General features: G+C 54.5%; 23 protein-coding genes. 16 read left to right on the top strand and 7 right to left on the bottom strand.

All coding sequences use genetic code 11. The features are described 5' to 3' along the window. Positions 1-46: 46 nt before the first annotated feature. On the bottom strand, positions 47-679 hold the full coding sequence (gene crp / locus ABLU88_RS18650) for a cAMP-activated global transcriptional regulator CRP (RefSeq protein ID WP_000242758.1): 633 nt from the start codon (positions 677-679) through the stop codon (positions 47-49). A gap of 304 nt (positions 680-983) precedes the next feature. On the opposite strand from crp, the gene ABLU88_RS18645 reads away from it, so the two are divergent. Next, complete coding sequence (locus tag ABLU88_RS18645) at positions 984-1,388, top strand: OsmC family protein (RefSeq protein WP_004854875.1); 405 nt, start codon at positions 984-986, stop codon at positions 1,386-1,388. Positions 1,389-1,431: 43 nt separating this feature from the next. Here ABLU88_RS18645 and ABLU88_RS18640 read toward each other — a convergent pair whose 3' ends face one another. From ABLU88_RS18640 to ABLU88_RS18625, 4 genes are all read right to left on the bottom strand, one after another. Then, positions 1,432-2,304: a phosphoribulokinase gene (locus tag ABLU88_RS18640; RefSeq protein WP_004854874.1), complete on the bottom strand. Its 873-nt coding sequence runs from the start codon at positions 2,302-2,304 to the stop codon at positions 1,432-1,434. A gap of 35 nt (positions 2,305-2,339) precedes the next feature. Beyond that, positions 2,340-2,558, bottom strand: a complete 219-nt coding sequence (locus ABLU88_RS18635; RefSeq protein WP_004125965.1) for a YheU family protein — start codon at positions 2,556-2,558, stop codon at positions 2,340-2,342. Further along, the gene (locus ABLU88_RS18630) at positions 2,555-3,514 is read right to left on the bottom strand and encodes a hydrolase (RefSeq protein ID WP_231719137.1); all 960 of its coding nucleotides are present in this window, start codon (positions 3,512-3,514) and stop codon (positions 2,555-2,557) included. Before ABLU88_RS18630 ends, ABLU88_RS18635 begins: the two co-directional genes overlap by 4 nt. 144 nt (positions 3,515-3,658) lie before the next feature. Then, entirely contained in the window at positions 3,659-4,378 is a 720-nt protein-coding gene (locus ABLU88_RS18625) for an NUDIX domain-containing protein (RefSeq protein ID WP_025107833.1), read from the bottom strand. A gap of 196 nt (positions 4,379-4,574) precedes the next feature. Between ABLU88_RS18625 and prs the strand changes: the two genes are divergently transcribed. After that, the gene (prs, locus tag ABLU88_RS18620; RefSeq protein WP_257198193.1) at positions 4,575-5,444 is read left to right on the top strand and encodes a ribose-phosphate diphosphokinase; all 870 of its coding nucleotides are present in this window, start codon (positions 4,575-4,577) and stop codon (positions 5,442-5,444) included. 4 nt (positions 5,445-5,448) lie between these two features. Next, positions 5,449-6,939: a nicotinate phosphoribosyltransferase gene (locus ABLU88_RS18615; protein ID WP_348837585.1), complete on the top strand. Its 1,491-nt coding sequence runs from the start codon at positions 5,449-5,451 to the stop codon at positions 6,937-6,939. A 61-nt stretch (positions 6,940-7,000) separates the two neighbouring features. On the opposite strand, the gene ABLU88_RS18610 is transcribed toward ABLU88_RS18615, so the two are convergent. Then, positions 7,001-8,905, bottom strand: a complete 1,905-nt coding sequence (locus tag ABLU88_RS18610; RefSeq protein WP_004854860.1) for an ABC transporter ATP-binding protein — start codon at positions 8,903-8,905, stop codon at positions 7,001-7,003. Positions 8,906-9,080: 175 nt separating this feature from the next. Between ABLU88_RS18610 and kefG the strand changes: the two genes are divergently transcribed. From kefG to slyD, 4 genes are all read left to right on the top strand, one after another. Then, the gene (kefG, locus tag ABLU88_RS18605) at positions 9,081-9,641 is read left to right on the top strand and encodes a glutathione-regulated potassium-efflux system ancillary protein KefG (protein WP_348837541.1); all 561 of its coding nucleotides are present in this window, start codon (positions 9,081-9,083) and stop codon (positions 9,639-9,641) included. Then, on the top strand, positions 9,628-11,433 hold the full coding sequence (gene kefB, locus ABLU88_RS18600; protein ID WP_348837539.1) for a glutathione-regulated potassium-efflux system protein KefB: 1,806 nt from the start codon (positions 9,628-9,630) through the stop codon (positions 11,431-11,433). Before kefG ends, kefB begins: the two co-directional genes overlap by 14 nt. 11 nt (positions 11,434-11,444) lie before the next feature. After that, a complete protein-coding gene (locus tag ABLU88_RS18595; RefSeq protein WP_004106389.1) occupies positions 11,445-11,645 on the top strand; it encodes a YheV family putative zinc ribbon protein in 201 nt (66 codons plus the stop codon). 94 nt (positions 11,646-11,739) lie between these two features. Next, positions 11,740-12,327: a peptidylprolyl isomerase gene (slyD, locus tag ABLU88_RS18590; RefSeq protein WP_014227042.1), complete on the top strand. Its 588-nt coding sequence runs from the start codon at positions 11,740-11,742 to the stop codon at positions 12,325-12,327. A gap of 59 nt (positions 12,328-12,386) precedes the next feature. On the opposite strand, the gene ABLU88_RS18585 is transcribed toward slyD, so the two are convergent. Next, positions 12,387-12,605, bottom strand: coding sequence for a protein SlyX (locus ABLU88_RS18585; RefSeq protein WP_004106384.1), 219 nt, complete (start codon positions 12,603-12,605; stop codon positions 12,387-12,389). Between the two features lie 222 nt (positions 12,606-12,827). On the opposite strand from ABLU88_RS18585, the gene fkpA reads away from it, so the two are divergent. The 9 genes from fkpA to ABLU88_RS18540 all read left to right on the top strand — a co-directional run. Then, a complete protein-coding gene (fkpA, locus tag ABLU88_RS18580) occupies positions 12,828-13,646 on the top strand; it encodes an FKBP-type peptidyl-prolyl cis-trans isomerase (protein WP_025107830.1) in 819 nt (272 codons plus the stop codon). A gap of 166 nt (positions 13,647-13,812) precedes the next feature. Then, positions 13,813-14,535, top strand: a complete 723-nt coding sequence (locus ABLU88_RS18575; RefSeq protein WP_004106380.1) for a transcriptional regulator — start codon at positions 13,813-13,815, stop codon at positions 14,533-14,535. Beyond that, positions 14,535-14,921, top strand: coding sequence for a sulfurtransferase complex subunit TusD (gene tusD / locus ABLU88_RS18570; RefSeq protein ID WP_049084403.1), 387 nt, complete (start codon positions 14,535-14,537; stop codon positions 14,919-14,921). The genes ABLU88_RS18575 and tusD overlap by 1 nt, the downstream gene beginning before the upstream one ends. Beyond that, positions 14,921-15,280 carry a sulfurtransferase complex subunit TusC gene (gene tusC / locus ABLU88_RS18565; protein WP_004854839.1) on the top strand — a complete coding sequence of 120 codons (360 nt, stop codon included), beginning with the start codon at positions 14,921-14,923 and terminating at the stop codon, positions 15,278-15,280. The genes tusD and tusC overlap by 1 nt, the downstream gene beginning before the upstream one ends. Positions 15,281-15,287: 7 nt before the next feature. Next, a complete protein-coding gene (gene tusB / locus ABLU88_RS18560; protein ID WP_025107828.1) occupies positions 15,288-15,575 on the top strand; it encodes a sulfurtransferase complex subunit TusB in 288 nt (95 codons plus the stop codon). Between the two features lie 124 nt (positions 15,576-15,699). Next, positions 15,700-16,074 carry a 30S ribosomal protein S12 gene (rpsL, locus tag ABLU88_RS18555; protein ID WP_002920115.1) on the top strand — a complete coding sequence of 125 codons (375 nt, stop codon included), beginning with the start codon at positions 15,700-15,702 and terminating at the stop codon, positions 16,072-16,074. Between the two features lie 95 nt (positions 16,075-16,169). Then, on the top strand, positions 16,170-16,640 hold the full coding sequence (gene rpsG, locus ABLU88_RS18550) for a 30S ribosomal protein S7 (protein WP_004106370.1): 471 nt from the start codon (positions 16,170-16,172) through the stop codon (positions 16,638-16,640). 96 nt (positions 16,641-16,736) lie between these two features. Continuing rightward, positions 16,737-18,851 (top strand): elongation factor G, encoded by a 2,115-nt coding sequence (gene fusA, locus ABLU88_RS18545; protein ID WP_004115957.1) that lies wholly within the window; start codon positions 16,737-16,739, stop codon positions 18,849-18,851. 70 nt (positions 18,852-18,921) lie between these two features. Next, on the top strand, positions 18,922-19,057 hold a 136-nt coding region (locus tag ABLU88_RS18540), incomplete at its 3' end, for a GTP-binding protein (protein WP_009484166.1).

The following is a 19,057-nucleotide window of genomic DNA, read 5'->3' as shown; positions in this document are numbered from 1 at the left end:
GAAAACAAAAACGGCGTATTGTCAGGCAATACGCCGTTTTACCGACTTAACGGGTACCGTAGACGACGATAGTTTTACCGTGCGCGGAGATCAGGTTTTGATCTTCCAGCATTTTCAGGATGCGGCCAACGGTCTCGCGGGAGCATCCGACGATCTGACCAATTTCCTGGCGGGTAATTTTAATTTGCATACCGTCCGGGTGGGTCATCGCATCCGGCTGTTTAGCCAGGTTCAGCAGCGTCTGAGCGATACGACCGGTAACGTCAAGGAAGGCGAGGTTGCCGACTTTCTCAGACGTGACCTGCAGACGACGAGCCATCTGCGAAGAGAGACGCATCAGGATGTCCGGGTTAACCTGGATCAGCTGACGGAACTTTTTGTAGGAGATTTCGGCCACTTCACATGCGGTTTTCGCACGTACCCAAGCGCTACGCTCCTGGCCTTCTTCAAACAAGCCTAATTCACCGATGAAATCGCCCTGATTAAGGTAAGAGAGGATCATCTCTTTACCTTCTTCATCCTTGATGAGTACAGCCACGGAGCCTTTAACGATGTAGTACAACGTTTCTGCTTTCTCACCCTGGTGGATCAGCGTGCTCTTTGATGGGTACTTATGAATGTGGCAATGAGACAAGAACCATTCAAGGGTAGGGTCTGTTTGCGGTTTGCCAAGCACCATGCGCGGTTATCCTCTGTTATAAGCTATCTCCGGGTGCCGACACTACACGGCATCCGGGCATGCAATCGTATTGAATCCCTATACCTGGGAATCCGGCTGAAAGTTTTCTGCAGCCTGTAATGTGAACTCCTCTGCATACATGCAGTACATCAATGTATTACTGTAGCATCCAGATTGTTTTAGCATAGCTTTCGCCGCATGTCTCCTGGTGTCTCGCTTCAGCATGACCCAGGTCGCCTTCCGTTGCGAGAATTGTTATGTACGCGTAATCTGTCAGGAAAATTACAGCCCTGGAGTTAAATTTATGCAAGCGCGAGTGAAGTGGGTTGAAGGGTTAACCTTCATCGGTGAGTCGGCTTCTGGCCACCAGATTCTGATGGACGGCAATTCCGGGGATAAAGCGCCCAGCCCAATGGAAATGGTACTGATGGCGGCAGGCGGATGCAGCGCGATTGATGTGGTTTCCATATTGCAGAAGGGCCGCCAGAACGTCACCAACTGCGAAGTTAAGCTGACCTCGGAGCGCCGCGAAGAGGCGCCGCGTCTGTTTACCCATATCAATCTGCATTTTATCGTGACCGGTAAAGAACTGAAGGACGCTGCCGTGTCTCGCGCGGTCGACCTGTCGGCGGAAAAGTATTGTTCCGTCGCGCTGATGCTTGAGAAAGCGGTAAACATTACCCACTCTTATGAAGTGATCGAAGGGTAAGCCGAACGCGCCCCGGCCGGCAATCGCGCCACCGGGGTTCTGGCTACTCGCTGATTTTCCTGCCTTCCATCAGCCGCTCAACCAGCGGCGCCATAATCAGTTCCATCGCCAGCCCCATTTTCCCGCCCGGTACCACCAGGGTATTCATATGCGAAATAAACGAGCCCTGCAGCATCGCCAGTAGCCAGGGGAAATCGATATTTTTTAGATTACGGAAATGGATAACGACAAAGCTTTCATCCAGTGAAGGAATGGCTTTGGCCGCAAACGGGTTGGACGTATCCACCGTCGGTACGCGCTGAAAGTTGAGGTGGGTGCGTGAAAACTGCGGGGTGATAAAGTTGATGTAATCTTCCATCGAGCGGACCACGGAATCCATGACCGCCTCACGAGAGTGTCCGCGCTCGCTGGTGTCGCGGATAAGCTTCTGGATCCACTCAAGATTGACGATGGGCACCACGCCGACCAGCAGGTCGACATGGTTTGCTACGTTATGCTGTGGCGTCACAACGCCGCCGTGCAGGCCTTCATAAAACAGGACGTCAGTCGGTTCCGGCAGCGGCTGCCAGGGCGTGAAGGTCCCCGGAACCTGATTCCACGGCACGGCCTCGTCATAGGTATGTAAATATTTGCGCGACTGGCCTTTGCCGCTTTGCCCATATTCGGCGAACGTGTGTTCCAGCAGGCCGAAGTCGTTAGCCTCGGGGCCAAAGTAGCTGATATGTTTGCCCTGATCGCGCGCTTTACGGATCGCCATGTCCATTTCCGGACGGGTATAGCGGTGAAAGCTATCGCCTTCAACTTCGGCGGCGTGCAGATTAAGCTGGGCGAAAATTTTGCGAAAGGCGAGGCTGGTGGTCGTGGTTCCCGCGCCGCTGGAGCCCGTGACGGCAATCACCGGATGTTTGGCAGACATAACAACTCCCAGAGTAAACGATAGTGTGTGCCGCCTTAGCCGTGAAACTGCTTGCGGGGCATGATGTTCACCGTTTCGTGCAGTTCTGACCACACCAGCACGGCTTCTCCGCTTTTCAACTGCTGTTTAACATCCGCGACTTTATCCGTCAGCGAACGTTCATGTTCACCATAATCGGTGCCTTCACGTAATACAAAACTTTCGATCAGGTTATCCAGCGTTTCGGGATCGAGATCTTGCCAGGGAATGATCATATTTGCGCTCCTAGCCAACGGGTTAGCCAATCCGGGATGCGTTTTTCAAGCCACATTTCAGGCTTACGCAGCGTGCCGCCGACGAAGCCAACGTGCCCGCCGTGCTCCGTGAGCTGATATTCGACATTCGCCGGCAGCTGCTCCTGCGGGGGAATCGAGTGGTGATCCATAAAGGGATCGTCCTTCGCGTGAATAATCAGCGTGGGCTTAGTGATATCGCTCAGGCGCGGCATGGCGCTACACTGGCGATAGTAGTCCAGCGCATCGGCAAAACCGTGGATCCTGGCCGTAATGCAATCGTCAAACTCGCGGATACGGCGCATGCTTTTTAGCTGGCGTAAATCGACGGGCAGAGAGCCGGGATAGGCTTTTAGCTTACGCGCGGCGTTGGCTTTCAGCAGGTTGAGCAGGTAGCGCTGATAAACGCGGGAGAAACCTTTGTCCATATGATAGCTACAGGCTTCCAGCATAAACGGCGCCGAGACGATAACCGCGGCATCAACGGGAATAGCGTCGCCTTCTTTTGCCAGCAGGCAGCCCAGCATATTGCCCCCGAGCGAATATCCCACCGCGGCGGTGGGGACCGTGCCGTACTCGCGCTGGAGCCAGCGCAGAAACCAGGAGCCGTCTTCCGTTTCGCCCGAGTGGTAGATGCGGTTATTCCGGTTGGGTTCGCCGCTACAGCCGCGAAAGTGCATCACCACGCCCAGCCAGCCGCGCTGCATTGCCGCATGGATAAGTCCGTGTGCGTAAGGGCTGTGTAGGCTCCCCTCCAGGCCATGAAATACCACCAGACGAGGTTTATGGCGCGCCTGAGAAGGGTCTTCACTCCATGCCAGATCGACAAAATCGCCGTCCGGCAATTCCAGACGCTGCCAGTGGGGAGTAAAGCGGAGTTTGCGACGGATTAGCCGCGGCAACATGGTTTGCAAATGACGATTGCCTACGCCGCGCATCGGATGAAACTGCTGCGAGTCGTCTTCAGGGGGCGTCATTTCTGTAGGAGTGATATCAACCATAGCACCAGAGCAATAAATAATCTTTATAACATACTATACCGCGCATGAAGTGCGCAGGTTAGCCCATATGTGGCCTTGCGGCTAATCGGCCAGCAGGTTACGTGAAAAGAGATGAAAATCGACGCCGGGTTTACGCCGCCATAGCCGCGCTTTCCGCGCGCCGGTTGCCGCTGTTTCACCGGTCTCTTCAAACATTCCGGAGGCTTCGAAGCGGCGAATCAGGCTTTTGCGTTGAATCGGCTGACCAAGGATGATTTCCGTGGCTTCCAGCAGCTGACCATGGGTAAAGGTCTCCGGCAGACAATAAACCGGCAGTAAAGAGTACATCGTTTTTTGGCGTAAGCGATGCAGACCGGCGTCTATAATCTTTTGATGATCGAAAGCCAGCGAATAGCTATCCAGCTGCGCCACCGGCACCCAGCGGGCATCGCTGACGCTGGCGATATGCGGCTGACACTCTACCCACGAGATTAACGCAAACCAGGCGATAGTCAGGCTCCAGCCGCGCGGATCGCGATCCGGCCCGGAGAAGGTGTCGAGCTGCTCCAGCCATGACGGTGAAATCCCGGTTTTTTCCGTGAGCTTACGTAGCGCCGTGGCGCGGGTTGAATCATCGTGCGCCAGATCGATAAAGCCGCCGGGTAGTCCCCACGCCCCCTGCTGCGGTGGATTAGCGCGCTCAACCAGCAGAACGCACAGCGCCCCTTCATGCAGGGTAAACAGGACGCTATCGACGGTCACCAGCGGCGAGGGAAAGCGGCTGGCATCGTATTGGCTGAGGTATTCGGCATCGTTGGTCATAGAGCGCTCGCAGCGGAAAAGAACGCTGACAAGTGTACCAGCCCCTTCCTGAGCAGCAAGCCTACATTTTTATTATTGTTTTTCAACTGCTTAATTCACATCTCCGCTTAAATGACATTTAACGTTTGCATAATGTGTGTCTTAGGGACATTATTGATTGTGTCTTAGGGACATAATTTAATGAGCGGAGGTCATCATGAGCGAAAAATTTACCCTGGAACTGGATGATGAGGCGTTTACGCTTGCCAGCGGCGTCTTTCCCGATGGCGCTGTGTGGCTGAAGGTGACCAATCCACTACCGCCTTCCGCCCGTCTGATGCGCATCCGGGCGGTTGCTCTGCGCGACATGAACGATTTTATGCTGCTGGCGCAGCTGGTGGAGGCCGTGCGTCATGTTACCGACGTGACGTTTAGCCATCTGGAACTGCCGTGGCTGCCGTGGGCGCGTCAGGATCGTCATATGGTGCCGGGAGACAGCTTCGCGCTGAAGGTCTTTGCCCGGCAGCTTAATACCCTTGGCTTTGACAAAGTCGTGGTGCTTGACCCGCACAGCGATGCCGCAGCGGCGGCAGTCAATAATATGGTCACGGTGGCTCAACAGCACTGTCTTCTGCAGAGCGCCGGTCTGCGTCAGGCTATTGCTGCCGGGGAGCTGATGCTGGTGGCGCCGGATGCCGGTGCGCTAAAGAAGATTCATCCTGTGGCTAAAGCCTGCGGTGCCGGAGAGTTCGCGATCCTCGGTAAAGAGCGTGACCTTGCCAGCGGCGCGTTAAGCGGTTTTTCCCTGCTGGCGGGTGATGTCGCGGGTAAAGCGGTGCTTATTGTTGACGACCTCTGTGACGCTGGCGGCACCTTTATCGGCTCGGCGCAGGTGCTGCGCGAGGCGGGCGCCCGCAGCGTGAGTCTGTACGTCACCCACGGTATTTTTTCCAAAGGCGTAGAGCATCTGTTGAATAACGGCATCGATGCCGTTTACGCCACCACCTCTTTGACTTCTCCTGCCCTGGCTCATCCGCAGCTGGAGCTTATCGATATTGACGCCATCTACCGCGCACATTGGGGATAACATGATGAAAATAAATCCGATTCTGGCCATTGATGGTTATAAAGTTTCCCATCGCGTGCAGTATCCGCAGGGGACAACGAAGGTTTACTCTAACTTTACCCCGCGCAGCGATCGTTTTTTCCAGTCGCCGCAGGCCGATGGCAAGCTGGTATTTTTCGGCCTGCAGGGCTTTCTACAGTGGTTCCTGGTCGATCTGTTTAACGAGGCGTTTTTCGCCCGCCCGGAAGAGGAGGTCGTCAACGAGTATAAGCAGGTGATGGACGGCTATCTGGGCCGCGATACGGTTGGGGTGGAACCTATTTGCGCTCTGCATCGGCTTGGCTATTTACCATTGCATATCAAAGCGCTGGATGAAGGCACCAAGGTGCCGATGAAAGTACCGGTGCTGACCATCACCAATACGCAACCTGAGTTCTTCTGGCTGGTGAACTATCTGGAGACGGTGCTTTCGGCGGAGCTGTGGAAAGCGTCAACCAACGCGACCATCGCCCACCACTATCGCCTGATTTGCGAACGCTGGGCGGAGAAAACCTGTAGCGATCTGACGCACCTTGATTTCCAATGTCACGACTTTTCGTTTCGGGGGATGTCCGGACTGCACGACACTGCGCAGTCGGGCTGCGGACATCTGGCCAGCTTCAAAGGGACCGATAGCCTGCCTTCGCTGCTGTATGCCCGTGATTATTACACTCGCGGTGAAGATGAGCTCATCGGCGCCAGCATTCCGGCTACGGAACACAGCGTGATGTGTATGGGCGAGCGCGAGCGGGAAATTGAAACCTTTCGCCGGCTGATTACCGAAGTCCACCCGCAGGGTTTCGTCTCTATCGTCTCGGATACCTGGGACTACTGGCAGGTGCTGACCGAATACACCCGCGAGCTGCAGGCAATAATTATGCAGCGTCAGGGGCGCGTGGTATTCCGTCCGGACAGCGGCGATCCGGTGGCGATTCTGTGCGGAACCGCAGCTGACGACGACACCCGCAGCGAGCGCAGCGCCGAGGAGAAAGGCTCCGTGGAGGTTCTGTGGGAAATCTTTGGCGGCACTATCAACGAAAAAGGATACAAGGTGCTGGATCCGCATGTCGGCCTGATTTACGGCGATTCCATTACTCTCGCCAGAGCGGATGAGATCCTGCGTCGCCTGGAAGCGAAAGGCTTTGCCAGCGCTAACGTGGTGTTCGGCGTGGGTTCATTTACCTACCAGTACAACACCCGCGATACCTTCGGCTTCGCGATGAAGGCAACCTGGGGGGAGGTGAACGGCGAGGGAAGAGCCCTCTTTAAGGAGCCGAAAACCGATAATGGTCTTAAACGTTCGGCGCGTGGTCTGCTGCGCGTGGAACGCGACGCCTTGGGGGAACTGCAGCTGTACGATGGGCAAACGCTGGAACAGGAGCAGCAGGGCGAGTTAAAAACGCGCTTTCTGGATGGCAAGCTGTACGGCTATGTCTCGCTGTCGCAGATCCGCGCCCGGCTGGCGGCGCAGCGCTAAGCCACGGTGCGGAGGATGAAAAAAGGCGGGTTAGCCCGCCTTCACGTATGGCATATTGCCGCTAGCCTTCCTGTAGCATCTGCTCCAGCTGCTCCTGGGCATCCAGCCAGGCCATTTCACACTCTTCCAGCCCGGACTTCGCGCTGGCCTGCTGCTGTAGACACGCGGTGAGCTCGGCTTTGCGGCTTTGATCGTACAATTCGCTGTCGCCCAGCTTCTCTTCCGCCTGCGCCAGCTGCGCGTTGAACTTCTCCATCTCTTTTTCCAGTCGGGCGATCTCTTTGCGCAGCGGCTGGGTCAGCGTACGCAGTTCGGCTTCCCGGCGTTTCTGATCTTTACGCGCCTGGGCGCTGTTGCCGTTTTCCTTTGGCTCTTCCGATGTCTGGCTTTCCTGCTTTTGCGAGTCGCTCAGCCACTGCTGATAGTCTTCAAGATCGCCATCGAAAGGTTCGACTTTGCTGTCGTGCACCAGATAAAGGTCATCGGTGGTGGAGCGAATCAGATGACGGTCGTGCGAAACCACCACCAGCGCGCCTTCAAAATCAATGAGCGCTTCGGTTAGCGCCTGGCGCATATCGAGATCGAGGTGGTTGGTGGGTTCATCAAGCAGCAGCAGGTTAGGCCGCTGCCAGACGATTAACGCCAGCACCAGGCGCGCTTTCTCGCCGCCGGAGAAACGCTTTGTCTCTTCGTTGACTTTATCGCTCTGGAAGCCGAAACCGCCCAGATAGTCGCGCAGCTTCTGCTCCAGCTCCTGCGGCGCAATACGGGCAAGATGCTGCAGCGGGGATTCGTCGGCGCGCAGGAACTCCAGCTGATGCTGGGCAAAGTAGCCAAGCTTGATGCCTTTCGCCAGACCAATTTCACCCTGCAGCGGCTGTAGCTCGCCGGCCAGCAGTTTAATCAGCGTCGATTTACCGGCCCCGTTACGCCCCAGCAGACCGATGCGCGAACCGGGAACCAGATTCAGCTTGATTGAGTCGAGAATCACGCGCTCGCCATAACCGGCGCTGACCTTTTCCATTTTCAATAGGGGATTGGGCAGGCTTTCCGGCGCGCGGAAGCTAAAGTGAAACGGGTTATCAACGTGGGCAGGGGCGATGAGCTCCATACGCTCGAGCATTTTGATACGGCTTTGCGCCTGTTTAGCTTTGGTGGCTTTAGCGCGAAAACGGTCGATGTAGCTCTGCAAATGCGCGACGCGCAGCTGCTGGCTCTCATACATCGACTGTTGCTGCGCAAGACGGGTCGCGCGCTGCACTTCAAATGAGCTGTAGTTGCCGGTGTACTCGAACATCGTTTGCTGTTCGATATGGATAATTTTGTCGACGATCGGATCGAGAAAATCGCGATCGTGGGAGATCAGTATCAGGGTCCCCGGGTAGCCTTTGAGCCACTTCTCCAGCCAGATGACCGCGTCGAGATCGAGGTGGTTCGTCGGTTCATCAAGCAGCAGCAGATCGGAACGGCAAATCAGCGCCTGCGCGAGGTTGAGACGCATACGCCAGCCGCCGGAAAAGTCGCTCACCGGTCTTTCAAGCTGTTCGTTGCTGAAACCGAGCCCGTGGAGCAGGCTGGCCGCACGCGAGCGGATGGTCCAGGCGTCGATGGCGTCCAGCTTACCGTGGACCGTCGCGATGGCATGGCCGTCATTACGTTCGTTGGCTTCGTGCAGGTCCGCCTCCAGCTTGCGGAATTCGCGATCGCCATCAATAACATAGTCAATAGCCGGCTGCGCAAGCGCAGGCGTTTCCTGATTAACCCAGGCCAGCTGCCAGCTGCCGGGGAAGGTCATTGAGCCGCCGTCGGCGCTAATCTCGTTTTTCAAAAGCGAAAGCAGCGTGGATTTACCGCAGCCGTTTTTACCCACCAGGCCGACTTTTTGCCCTGGGTTGATGGTGGCGGTAGCGTTGTCCAGCAGGACGCGTACGCCGCGACGAATTTGTAAGGAGGAGAAAACAATCATAAGGCGCCGTATGTTCTGACTATGTTAATTTGTCATTATGATAATGTAGTGTCGAGCGAATCGCTCAACCGGGCCGCAATGGTAGCCCAAAATGAAGATGATACACAAAGTCATTCTGGTTGCGTCGGGACGCAGCCGCTGCACAGGCCGCCAGAAGACGTTCGGGAGGGGAAAGATGTCTCAGACAGCGAAAGTTTTGCTGCTGTATGCCCACCCAGAATCTCAGGATTCCGTGGCCAACCGGGTTTTGCTTGAATCGGCCTTACAGTTGTCGAATGTTACCGTGCACGATCTCTACGCGCACTATCCGGATTTTTTTATCGATATCGCCTGCGAGCAGGATCTCCTGCGCCAGCATGAGGTGATTGTTTTCCAGCATCCGCTCTATACCTGGAGCTGCCCGGCGCTGATGAAAGAGTGGCTGGACAGGGTGCTCAGCCGCGGCTTTGCCAGCGGGGCGGGAGGGAATCAGCTGGCGGGAAAGTACTGGCGTAGCGTCATTACTACCGGCGAGCCGGAGAGCGCCTACCGGCGCGATGCCCATCGTTATCCGATGAATGATATTCTCCGCCCTTTCGAACTGACCGCCGGTATGTGCCGCATGCACTGGATGAGCCCGATTATCGTCTACTGGGCGCGTCGGCAATCACCCGACGATCTGAAAAGCCGCGCTCGCGCCTACCGCGATTGGCTGGCTAACCCTGTAACGGCGGGAGGTCCAAATGGCGGGAGCTGATTTACTGCTGGCCGGGGTGTTATTTCTGTTTGCCGCCGTAGTGGCGGTGCCGCTGGCGGCGAGGCTGGGTATTGGTGCCGTGCTCGGGTATCTGTTGGCCGGTATCGCCATCGGCCCCTGGGGATTAGGCTTCATCAGCGATGTGGATGAAATTCTTCACTTCTCAGAATTAGGCGTCGTCTTTCTGATGTTTATCATCGGACTGGAGTTGAATCCGTCCAAGCTGTGGCGGCTGAGAAGCTCCATTTTCGGCGTCGGGGCCGCTCAGGTCGCCTTCAGCGCGCTGATACTTGGCGGTTTGCTCATGCTTAGCGACTTCTCATGGCGCGCTGCGGTGGTTGGCGGAATTGGGCTGGCGATGTCTTCCACCGCGATGGCGCTGCAGCTGATGCGGGAGAAAGGCATGAGCCGCAGCGAGTCCGGGCAGCTGGGCTTCTCCGTACTGCTGTTTCAGGATCTGGCTGTGATCCCGGCCCTGGCGCTGGTTCCCCTGCTCGCAGGGTCAGGTGACGACCATTTTAACTGGCTCACCATCGGGATGAAGGTGCTGGCCTTCGGCGGAATGCTGGTTGGAGGTCGTTATCTGCTGAGGCCGGTATTTCGGTTTATCGCCGGCTCCGGCGTGCGGGAGGTCTTCACCGCGGCGACGCTACTGCTGGTTCTTGGATCGGCGTTGTTTATGGATGCGCTCGGTTTGTCGATGGCGCTGGGGACCTTTATCGCCGGCGTCCTGCTGGCAGAGAGCGAGTATCGCCACGAGCTGGAAATCGCCATTGAGCCGTTTAAAGGGCTTCTCCTCGGGCTGTTCTTTATTTCCGTTGGCATGGCGCTGAACCTTGGGGTGCTCTATACCCATTTACTGTGGGTTGTGGCCAGCGTCGCGATACTGGTGACGGTAAAAGGTCTCGTCCTGTATCTTCTGGCACGGGTTTATGGCCTGCGCAGCTCTGAACGGGTGCAGTTTGCCGGCGTGCTGAGCCAGGGGGGCGAGTTTGCCTTTGTGCTGTTCTCACTCCCCGCTTCGCTTCGTCTGTTTCAAAACGATCAGATGGCCCTGCTGCTGGTGACGGTGACATTATCGATGATGACCACGCCGCTGCTGATGAAGCTCATCGATAAAGTCCTTTCGCGGCGATTGAACCAACCTGAAGAGGAGGGCGAGGCTCCGTGGGTTGAAGATAACAAACCGCAGGTGATCATCGTTGGTTTTGGGCGTTTCGGCCAGGTGATTGGCCGTCTGCTGATGGCGAACAAAATGCGTATTACGGTACTGGAGCGCGATATCAGCGCGGTCAATCTGATGCGTAAATATGGCTATAAAGTTTATTTTGGCGATGCGACGCAGCTGGAGCTCCTTCGCTCGGCGGGAGCCGAAGACGCGCAGTCGATCGTTATCACCTGCAACGAGCCGGAAGATACCATGAAGCTGGTGGAGATGTGTCAACAACACTTTCCACATCTCCATATTCTGGCGCGAGCGCGGGGACGCGTTGAGGCCCATGAGCTGCTGCAGGCGGGAGTGGCGCAGTTTTCCCGCGAAACCTTCTCCAGCGCGCTGGAGCTAGGACGGAAAGCGCTTATCTCACTCGGCATGCATCCCCATCAGGCGCAGCGCGCCCAGCTGCATTTTCGGCGCCTCGATATGCGGATGCTGCGCGAGTTAATGCCGGTGCATAGTGATACCCTGCAGATATCCCGCGTGCGGGAAGCGAGACGCGAGCTGGAGGAGATTTTTCAGCGCGAGATGCAAAAAGAGAGCAGGCAGTTAGACGGCTGGGATGAATTTGAATAAAGGTAAATGATATGGCTGTGCGTAAACGTTTTATCGCCGGTGCGAAATGCCCGGCGTGCCAGGCCCAGGATTCGCTGGCGATGTGGCGTGAGAATAATGTCGATATTGTTGAGTGCGTTAAGTGCGGTCATCAGATGCGTGAGGCGGATAAAGAGGTCCGCGAGCATGTTCGCAAAGAAGAGCAAGTGATAGGCATTTTTCATCCGGACTAGCGTTATCTATCGGCTTTTTTTAAGCTAGAGGGTACACGGGTGCAGAATTCCGCTACAATCTGCGCCACTATTCTTCCCATGCTCAGGAGATATCATGAAAGTAGCAAAAGACCTGGTGGTCAGCCTGGCCTATCAGGTACGTACAGAAGACGGTGTGTTGGTTGATGAGTCTCCGGTAAGCGCGCCGCTTGACTACCTGCATGGTCACGGTTCCCTGATTTCCGGCCTGGAAAACGCGCTGGACGGCCACGACGTTGGCGACAAATTTGACGTCGAAGTCGGCGCTAACGATGCATACGGTCAGTACGACGAAAACCTGGTTCAGCGCGTTCCTAAAGACGTATTTATGGGCGTTGATGAACTGCAGGTTGGCATGCGCTTCCTGGCGGAAACCGATCAGGGTCCGGTACCGGTAGAAATCACCGAAGTGGGTGACGAACACGTTGTTGTTGACGGTAACCACATGCTCGCTGGTCAGAATCTGAAGTTCAACGTTGAAGTTGTCGCGATTCGCGAAGCAACGGCGGAAGAGCTGGAGCATGGTCATGTACACGGTGCTCACGGGCACGATCATGGCCACGACCACGATCATGATGGTTGCTGCGGTGGCCACGGCCATGACCATGACCACGAACATGGCAAAGGCGGCTGCGGCGGCAACGGCGGCTGCGGCTGCCACTAATTCCGCTGCGCTCGCGTCGCGGAATAGAAAAAAGCGGGGAAACCCGCTTTTTTTACGTCTTAATAGTGCGGCGGGGGCGTTTCTTCCGCCTGTGAAGCCATATGCGACGGCTGAGTGGCTTTCAGTTTTTCGACCATCAGGCGCATATGTTCGCGCATCCTCGCCATTTCTATCTCGTGGGCGGTGACGGTCTTGTTGAGGTCTTCAATAGTGATTTCCTGAAACGCCAGTCTGCTCTCCAGCTCCGCAAGGCGAGTCTCTAAAGTGCTATCGTGCATGAGTAACCTCTTCTGTCTTATCCTGCGGGCGGATTCTACTGAAGTTTCAGCATCCGCGCAGCATCGTTACGTCTGACAGGAAACTAATTCATACAAAAATAGTCTTAAATGAGGCGATATTCAGGTACGTCTGTATGTTGATTTGTTCTGCAACGTTCTATAGTACGTTTTTTGTTTTTTACGATAACCCTGGGGTGAGATGCCCCGGCCCTGGAGAAATGGATGAAATCACTGTTTAAAGTAACGCTGCTGGCGACCACTATGGCCATCGCCCTGAATGCACCGCTGAGCTTCGCTGCTGAGACTACAGCGAAAGCGGCACCCGCAACGGACAGCAAATCGGCATTTAAAAATGACGATCAGAAATCTGCTTATGCGCTGGGTGCATCGCTGGGACGTTACATGGAAAACTCCCTGAAAGAACAAGAAAAACTGGGCATCAAATTAGATAAAGATCAGCTGATCGCCGGCGTTCAGGACGCTTTTGCTGATAAGAGCAAGCTGTCCGATCAGGAGATCGAACAGACTCTGCAGGCGTTTGAAACCCGTGTAAAAACAGCTGCTCAGCAGAAAATGGAAAAAGACGCCTCTGAGAATGAAGCGAAAGGCAAAGCTTACCGTGACGCCTTTGCGAAAGAGAAAGGCGTGAAAACGTCTAAATCTGGCCTGCTCTACAAAGTCGAGAAAGCGGGTACCGGCGAAACGCCGAAAGACAGCGATACCGTTGTCGTCAACTACAAAGGTACGCTGATCGACGGTAAAGAGTTTGATAACTCTTATACCCGCGGCGAGCCGCTTTCCTTCCGCCTGGATGGCGTGATCCCGGGCTGGACCGAAGGCCTGAAGAACATCAAGAAAGGCGGTAAAATCCAGCTGGTCATTCCACCGGATCTGGCTTACGGCAAAACTGGCGTACCGGGTATCCCGGCAAACTCTACTCTGGTATTTGATGTAGAGCTGCTGGATATTAAACCGGCGCCGAAAGCGGATGCCAAGCCTGAAGCCGCTGCTGAAGCGCCAGCCGCTGACGCTAAGAAGTAATCGGTTTTAAGCCGCCGCCTCCAGGGGCGGCGGTTTTTTTATTGCGGGCAGATATAATTAAAACTGGAAAGAACCTCAGGCGCTGTATTACTTTAGATAGATTAATAATGATGATGAGCCTGCCCTGACGATAACGACAGGCTCCTGAAAAGGAGTGCTTTTTTTCATGTCCAGGTCGCTTTTAACCAACGAGACCAGTGAGCTTGATTTGCTGGATCAACGTCCTTTTGACCAGACCGACTTCGATATCCTTAAATCCTATGAAGCGGTAGTGGACGGGTTAGCGATGCTCATCGGTTCCCACTGTGAAATCGTATTGCACTCATTGCAGGACTTAAAATGTTCCGCTATTCGTATCGCCAACGGTGAACACACCGGCCGTCAAATCGGCTCGCCAATTACCGACCTTGCGCTGCGCATGCTGCACGATATGACTGGAGCCGATAGCAGCGTTTCCAAATGCTATTTTACTCGCGCCAAAAGCGGTGTGCTGATGAAATCGGTCACTATCGCTATCCGCAACCGTGACCATCGGGTTATTGGCCTGCTGTGCATCAACATGAACCTTGATGTCCCTTTCTCACAAATCATGAGCACCTTTATTCCGCCGGAAACGACGGAGGTGAATTCCCAGGTCAACTTTGCTTCATCGGTTGACGATCTGGTGGCCCAGACGCTTGAGTTCACGATTGAAGAGGTGAACGCTGACCGTAACGTTTCTAACAACGCTAAAAATCGGCAGATCGTCCTGAACCTCTATGAGAAGGGGATCTTTGATATCAAAGATGCCATCAACCAGGTGGCCGATCGGCTGAACATCTCTAAGCACACGGTATATCTCTACATTCGTCAGTTCAAAAGTGGAGATTTCCAGGGGCTGGATAAGTAATGCGCTTTGCCATTACGGTAACGGGGCCCGCTTATGGTACCCAGCAGGCCAGCAGCGCACTACAGTTTGCCCGCGCCGTTTTGCAGGAAGGCCACGAGTTGCTCAGCATCTTTTTCTATCGTGAAGGCGTCCATAACGCGAATCAGCTCACGGCGCCCGCCAGCGACGAATTTGATCTGGTTCGGGCCTGGCAGACGCTGCATGACGAACACGCCGTTTCCTTGCATATCTGTGTAGCCGCAGCGTTACGGCGTGGAATCACTGATGAACAGGAGGCCCGGCAGCTGAATTTGCCTGGGTATAATTTGCAGCCGGGCTTTACCTTGAGCGGATTGGGCGCGCTGGCGGAAGCCGCGTTAACCTGCGATCGCATGGTGCAGTTCTGATGAAGCGCGTAGCCTTTGTTTTTTCGTCTGCGCCTCATGGTTCAGCGTCGGGCAGGGAAGGGCTGGACGCCCTGCTGGCAACCTCAGCGCTGACGGAGGAGATCGGCGTTTTCTTCGTGGGTGATGGCGTCTTTCAGCTTCTTCCCGGGCAGCGCCCCGCAGCGGTGCTGGCGCGCGACTATATCTCCACCTTTAAGCTCTTATCGCTATACGATATCGAACAGTGCTGGATTTGCGCTGCTTCAGCACGGGAGCGCGGTCTGAATTCTGCCACGCCGTGGGTTGTTGATGGCGAATGGCTGGAGCCAGAGGCTTTGCGCGCCCGGCTTGACGATTTTAACGTGATACTGCGGTTCTGAGGCTCGAATGCTCCACACGCTAAGCACATCCCCCTGGCACGCCGATATGGCGGCTATGCTCCGTTTGCTAAAAGAGGGCGACGATCTTCTGCTGCTGTCGGATGGCGTTATCGCCGCTCTCGCGGAAGGCCGTTTCCTTGAAATCCTGCAATCTGCCCCCATATCCCTCTACGCTCTGCAAGAAGATATCGAAGCCCGCGGGCTGGCTGGTCAAATTGCGGACAGTGTCGTCAGGGTTAGCTATACTGATTTCGTCAGACTTTCAGTCAAACATGCAGGTCAGTTGTCCTGGTAATGGCGGGATCGTTGTATATTTCTTGACACCTTTTCGGCACCGCCCTAAAATTCTGCGTCCTCATATTATATGAGGCGATTTATTACGTGTTTACGAAGCAAAAGCTAAAACCAGGAGCTATTTAATGGCAACAATTAACCAGCTGGTACGCAAACCACGCGCGCGCAAAGTTGCAAAGAGCAACGTGCCGGCGCTGGAAGCCTGCCCGCAGAAACGTGGCGTATGTACTCGTGTATATACCACCACTCCTAAGAAACCGAACTCCGCACTGCGTAAAGTTTGCCGTGTGCGTCTGACTAACGGTTTCGAAGTCACCTCCTACATCGGTGGTGAAGGTCACAACCTGCAGGAGCACTCCGTGATCCTGATCCGTGGCGGTCGTGTTAAAGACCTTCCGGGTGTTCGTTACCACACCGTTCGTGGTGCGCTTGACTGCTCCGGCGTTAAAGACCGTAAGCAAGCTCGCTCCAAGTATGGCGTGAAGCGTCCTAAGGCTTAATGGTTCTCCGTTAAGTAAGGCCAAACGTTTTATATTAATGTCAAACTAAACTCTTAGAGTTTTGGACAATCCTGAATTAACAACGGAGTATTTCCATGCCACGTCGTCGCGTCATTGGTCAGCGTAAAATCCTGCCGGATCCTAAGTTCGGATCAGAACTGCTGGCTAAATTTGTAAATATCCTGATGGTAGATGGTAAAAAATCTACTGCAGAAGCAATCGTATACAGCGCGCTGGAGACCCTGGCTCAGCGCTCTGGTAAAAATGAACTGGAAGCTTTCGAAGTCGCTCTCGACAACGTGCGCCCGACTGTAGAAGTTAAGTCTCGCCGCGTTGGTGGTTCTACTTATCAGGTTCCAGTTGAAGTCCGTCCGGTTCGTCGTAATGCTCTGGCAATGCGTTGGATCGTTGAAGCTGCTCGTAAACGTGGTGATAAATCCATGGCTCTGCGTCTGGCGAACGAACTTTCTGATGCTGCAGACAACAAAGGTACTGCAGTTAAGAAACGTGAAGACGTTCACCGTATGGCAGAAGCCAACAAGGCGTTCGCACACTACCGTTGGTAATCCCTTCGGAGTATTAGTCACCAGGCGGGCGCTTCAGATAAGTCGCCCGTTTTGGATAACTTAACTGAACGCCTAAAGAAATAAACGAGGAATCAAATGGCTCGTACAACACCCATCGCACGCTACCGTAACATCGGTATCAGTGCGCACATCGACGCCGGTAAAACTACTACTACCGAACGTATTCTGTTCTACACCGGTGTAAACCACAAAATCGGTGAAGTTCATGACGGCGCTGCCACCATGGACTGGATGGAACAGGAGCAGGAGCGTGGTATTACTATCACCTCCGCAGCGACTACTGCATTCTGGTCAGGTATGGCTAAGCAGTATGAACCGCATCGCGTAAACATCATCGACACCCCGGGGCACGTTGACTTCACCATCGAAGTAGAACGTTCCATGCGTGTGCTTGATGGTGCAGTAATGGTTTACTGCGCAGTTGGTGGTGTTCAGCCTCAGTCTGAAACCGTATGGCGTCAGGCAAACAAATACAAAGTTCCGCGCATTGCGTTCGTTAACAAAATGGACCGTATGGGTGCGAACTTCCTGAAGGTTGTTGGTCAGATCAAAACCCGTCTGGGCGCGAACCCTGTTCCGCTGCAGCTGGCGATTGGCGCTGAAGAAGCGTTCACCGGTGTTGTTGACCTGGTGAAAATGAAAGCCATCAACTGGAACGAAGAAGACGCAGGTGTAACCTTCACTTACGAAGATATCCCGGCAGACATGCAGGAACTGGCCGAAGAATGGCACCAGAACCTGATCGAGTCCGCTGCTGAAGCTTCTGAAGAGCTGATGGAGAAATACCTGGGTGGTGAAGAACTGACTGAAGAAGAGATTAAAACTGCTCTCCGTCAGCGCGTTCTGAACAACGAAATCATCCTGGTAACCTGTGGTTCTGCGTTCAAGAACAAAGGTGTTCAGGCGATGCTGGATGCGGTAGTTGACTACCTGCCATCCCCGGTTGACGTACCTGCGATCAACGGTATCCTGGACGATGGTAAAGATACTCCGGCTGAGCGTCACGCTAGCGATGATGAGCCGTTTGCTGCTCTGGCATTCAAAATCGCTACCGACCCGTTCGTGGGTAACCTGACCTTCTTCCGCGTGTACTCTGGTGTGGTTAACTCTGGTGATACCATCCTGAACTCCGTGAAAGCTGCACGTGAGCGTTTCGGTCGTATCGTACAGATGCACGCTAACAAACGTGAAGAGATCAAAGAAGTTCGCGCGGGCGATATCGCTGCTGCTATCGGTCTGAAAGACGTAACTACGGGTGACACTCTGTGCGATCCTAATGCGCCGATCATTCTGGAGCGTATGGAATTCCCTGAGCCGGTAATCTCTATCGCTGTTGAACCGAAAACCAAAGCTGACCAGGAAAAAATGGGTCTGGCTCTGGGCCGTCTGGCTAAAGAAGACCCGTCTTTCCGCGTATGGACTGATGAAGAATCTAACCAGACCATCATCGCCGGTATGGGTGAGCTGCACCTCGACATCATCGTTGACCGTATGAAGCGTGAATTCAACGTTGAAGCGAACGTCGGTAAACCTCAGGTTGCTTACCGCGAAGCGATTCGCGCGAAAGTTACCGATATCGAAGGTAAACACGCTAAACAGTCTGGTGGTCGCGGTCAGTACGGTCACGTCGTTATCGACATGTACCCACTGGAGCCGGGCTCTAACCCGAAAGGTTATGAGTTCATCAACGACATCAAAGGTGGTGTAATTCCTGGCGAATACATCCCGGCCGTTGATAAAGGCATCCAGGAGCAGCTGAAAGCAGGTCCTCTGGCTGGTTATCCGGTAGTTGATCTGGGCGTGCGTCTGCACTTCGGTTCTTACCACGACGTTGACTCCTCTGAACTGGCGTTTAAACTGGCCGCTTCTATTGCCTTTAAAGATGGCTTTAAGAAAGCGAAACCAGTTCTGCTTGAGCCGATCATGAAGGTTGAAGTAGAAACTCCGGAAGAGAACACTGGTGACGTTATCGGTGACCTTAGCCGTCGTCGCGGTATGCTGCGCGGTCAGGAATCCAACGTGACTGGCGTTGTGATCCACGCTGAAGTTCCGCTGTCTGAAATGTTCGGATATGCAACTCAGCTGCGTTCTCTGACCAAAGGTCGTGCTTCTTACTCCATGGAGTTCCTGAAGTATGATGATGCGCCGAACAACGTTGCTCAGGCCGTAATCGAAGCCCGTGGTAAATAAGCCGCAGGGTTAAAACCAAAGTCCCGTGCTCTCTCCAGAAGGGGAGAGCACTATAGTAAGGAATATAGCCGTGTCTAAAGAAAAATTTGAACGTACAAAACCGCACGTCAACGTCGGTACTATCGGCCACGTTGACCATGGTAAAACTACTCTGACCGCTGCAATCACTACCGTTCTGGCTAAAACCTACGGTGGTTCTGCTCGCG

This window comes from Klebsiella sp. GW_Kp182 (assembly GCF_040062275.1).
Classification (GTDB): domain Bacteria; phylum Pseudomonadota; class Gammaproteobacteria; order Enterobacterales; family Enterobacteriaceae; genus Klebsiella; species Klebsiella michiganensis.
Note: the sequence above shows the minus strand (reverse complement) of the source record. Positions and strands in the feature narration are given on the sequence as shown.

What these genes read in the sequence shown, in the direction of transcription:
- ABLU88_RS18630 (WP_231719137.1), bottom strand. Translation starts at nt 3,514, where the DNA reads ATGCGCGGCGTAGGCAATCGTCATTTGCAAACCATGTTGCCGCGGCTA.
- tusB (WP_025107828.1), top strand. Translation starts at nt 15,288, where the DNA reads ATGCTCCACACGCTAAGCACATCCCCCTGGCACGCCGATATGGCGGCT.
- ABLU88_RS18615 (WP_348837585.1), top strand. Translation starts at nt 5,449, where the DNA reads ATGAAAATAAATCCGATTCTGGCCATTGATGGTTATAAAGTTTCCCAT.
- ABLU88_RS18640 (WP_004854874.1), bottom strand. Translation starts at nt 2,304, where the DNA reads ATGTCTGCCAAACATCCGGTGATTGCCGTCACGGGCTCCAGCGGCGCG.
- rpsL (WP_002920115.1), top strand. Translation starts at nt 15,700, where the DNA reads ATGGCAACAATTAACCAGCTGGTACGCAAACCACGCGCGCGCAAAGTT.
- prs (WP_257198193.1), top strand. Translation starts at nt 4,575, where the DNA reads ATGAGCGAAAAATTTACCCTGGAACTGGATGATGAGGCGTTTACGCTT.
- kefG (WP_348837541.1), top strand. Translation starts at nt 9,081, where the DNA reads ATGTCTCAGACAGCGAAAGTTTTGCTGCTGTATGCCCACCCAGAATCT.
- crp (WP_000242758.1), bottom strand. Translation starts at nt 679, where the DNA reads ATGGTGCTTGGCAAACCGCAAACAGACCCTACCCTTGAATGGTTCTTG.
- fkpA (WP_025107830.1), top strand. Translation starts at nt 12,828, where the DNA reads ATGAAATCACTGTTTAAAGTAACGCTGCTGGCGACCACTATGGCCATC.
- ABLU88_RS18625 (WP_025107833.1), bottom strand. Translation starts at nt 4,378, where the DNA reads ATGACCAACGATGCCGAATACCTCAGCCAATACGATGCCAGCCGCTTT.
- ABLU88_RS18585 (WP_004106384.1), bottom strand. Translation starts at nt 12,605, where the DNA reads ATGCACGATAGCACTTTAGAGACTCGCCTTGCGGAGCTGGAGAGCAGA.
- fusA (WP_004115957.1), top strand. Translation starts at nt 16,737, where the DNA reads ATGGCTCGTACAACACCCATCGCACGCTACCGTAACATCGGTATCAGT.
- ABLU88_RS18645 (WP_004854875.1), top strand. Translation starts at nt 984, where the DNA reads ATGCAAGCGCGAGTGAAGTGGGTTGAAGGGTTAACCTTCATCGGTGAG.
- ABLU88_RS18595 (WP_004106389.1), top strand. Translation starts at nt 11,445, where the DNA reads ATGGCTGTGCGTAAACGTTTTATCGCCGGTGCGAAATGCCCGGCGTGC.
- ABLU88_RS18635 (WP_004125965.1), bottom strand. Translation starts at nt 2,558, where the DNA reads ATGATCATTCCCTGGCAAGATCTCGATCCCGAAACGCTGGATAACCTG.
- tusC (WP_004854839.1), top strand. Translation starts at nt 14,921, where the DNA reads ATGAAGCGCGTAGCCTTTGTTTTTTCGTCTGCGCCTCATGGTTCAGCG.
- rpsG (WP_004106370.1), top strand. Translation starts at nt 16,170, where the DNA reads ATGCCACGTCGTCGCGTCATTGGTCAGCGTAAAATCCTGCCGGATCCT.
- ABLU88_RS18610 (WP_004854860.1), bottom strand. Translation starts at nt 8,905, where the DNA reads ATGATTGTTTTCTCCTCCTTACAAATTCGTCGCGGCGTACGCGTCCTG.
- slyD (WP_014227042.1), top strand. Translation starts at nt 11,740, where the DNA reads ATGAAAGTAGCAAAAGACCTGGTGGTCAGCCTGGCCTATCAGGTACGT.
- tusD (WP_049084403.1), top strand. Translation starts at nt 14,535, where the DNA reads ATGCGCTTTGCCATTACGGTAACGGGGCCCGCTTATGGTACCCAGCAG.
- kefB (WP_348837539.1), top strand. Translation starts at nt 9,628, where the DNA reads ATGGCGGGAGCTGATTTACTGCTGGCCGGGGTGTTATTTCTGTTTGCC.
- ABLU88_RS18575 (WP_004106380.1), top strand. Translation starts at nt 13,813, where the DNA reads ATGTCCAGGTCGCTTTTAACCAACGAGACCAGTGAGCTTGATTTGCTG.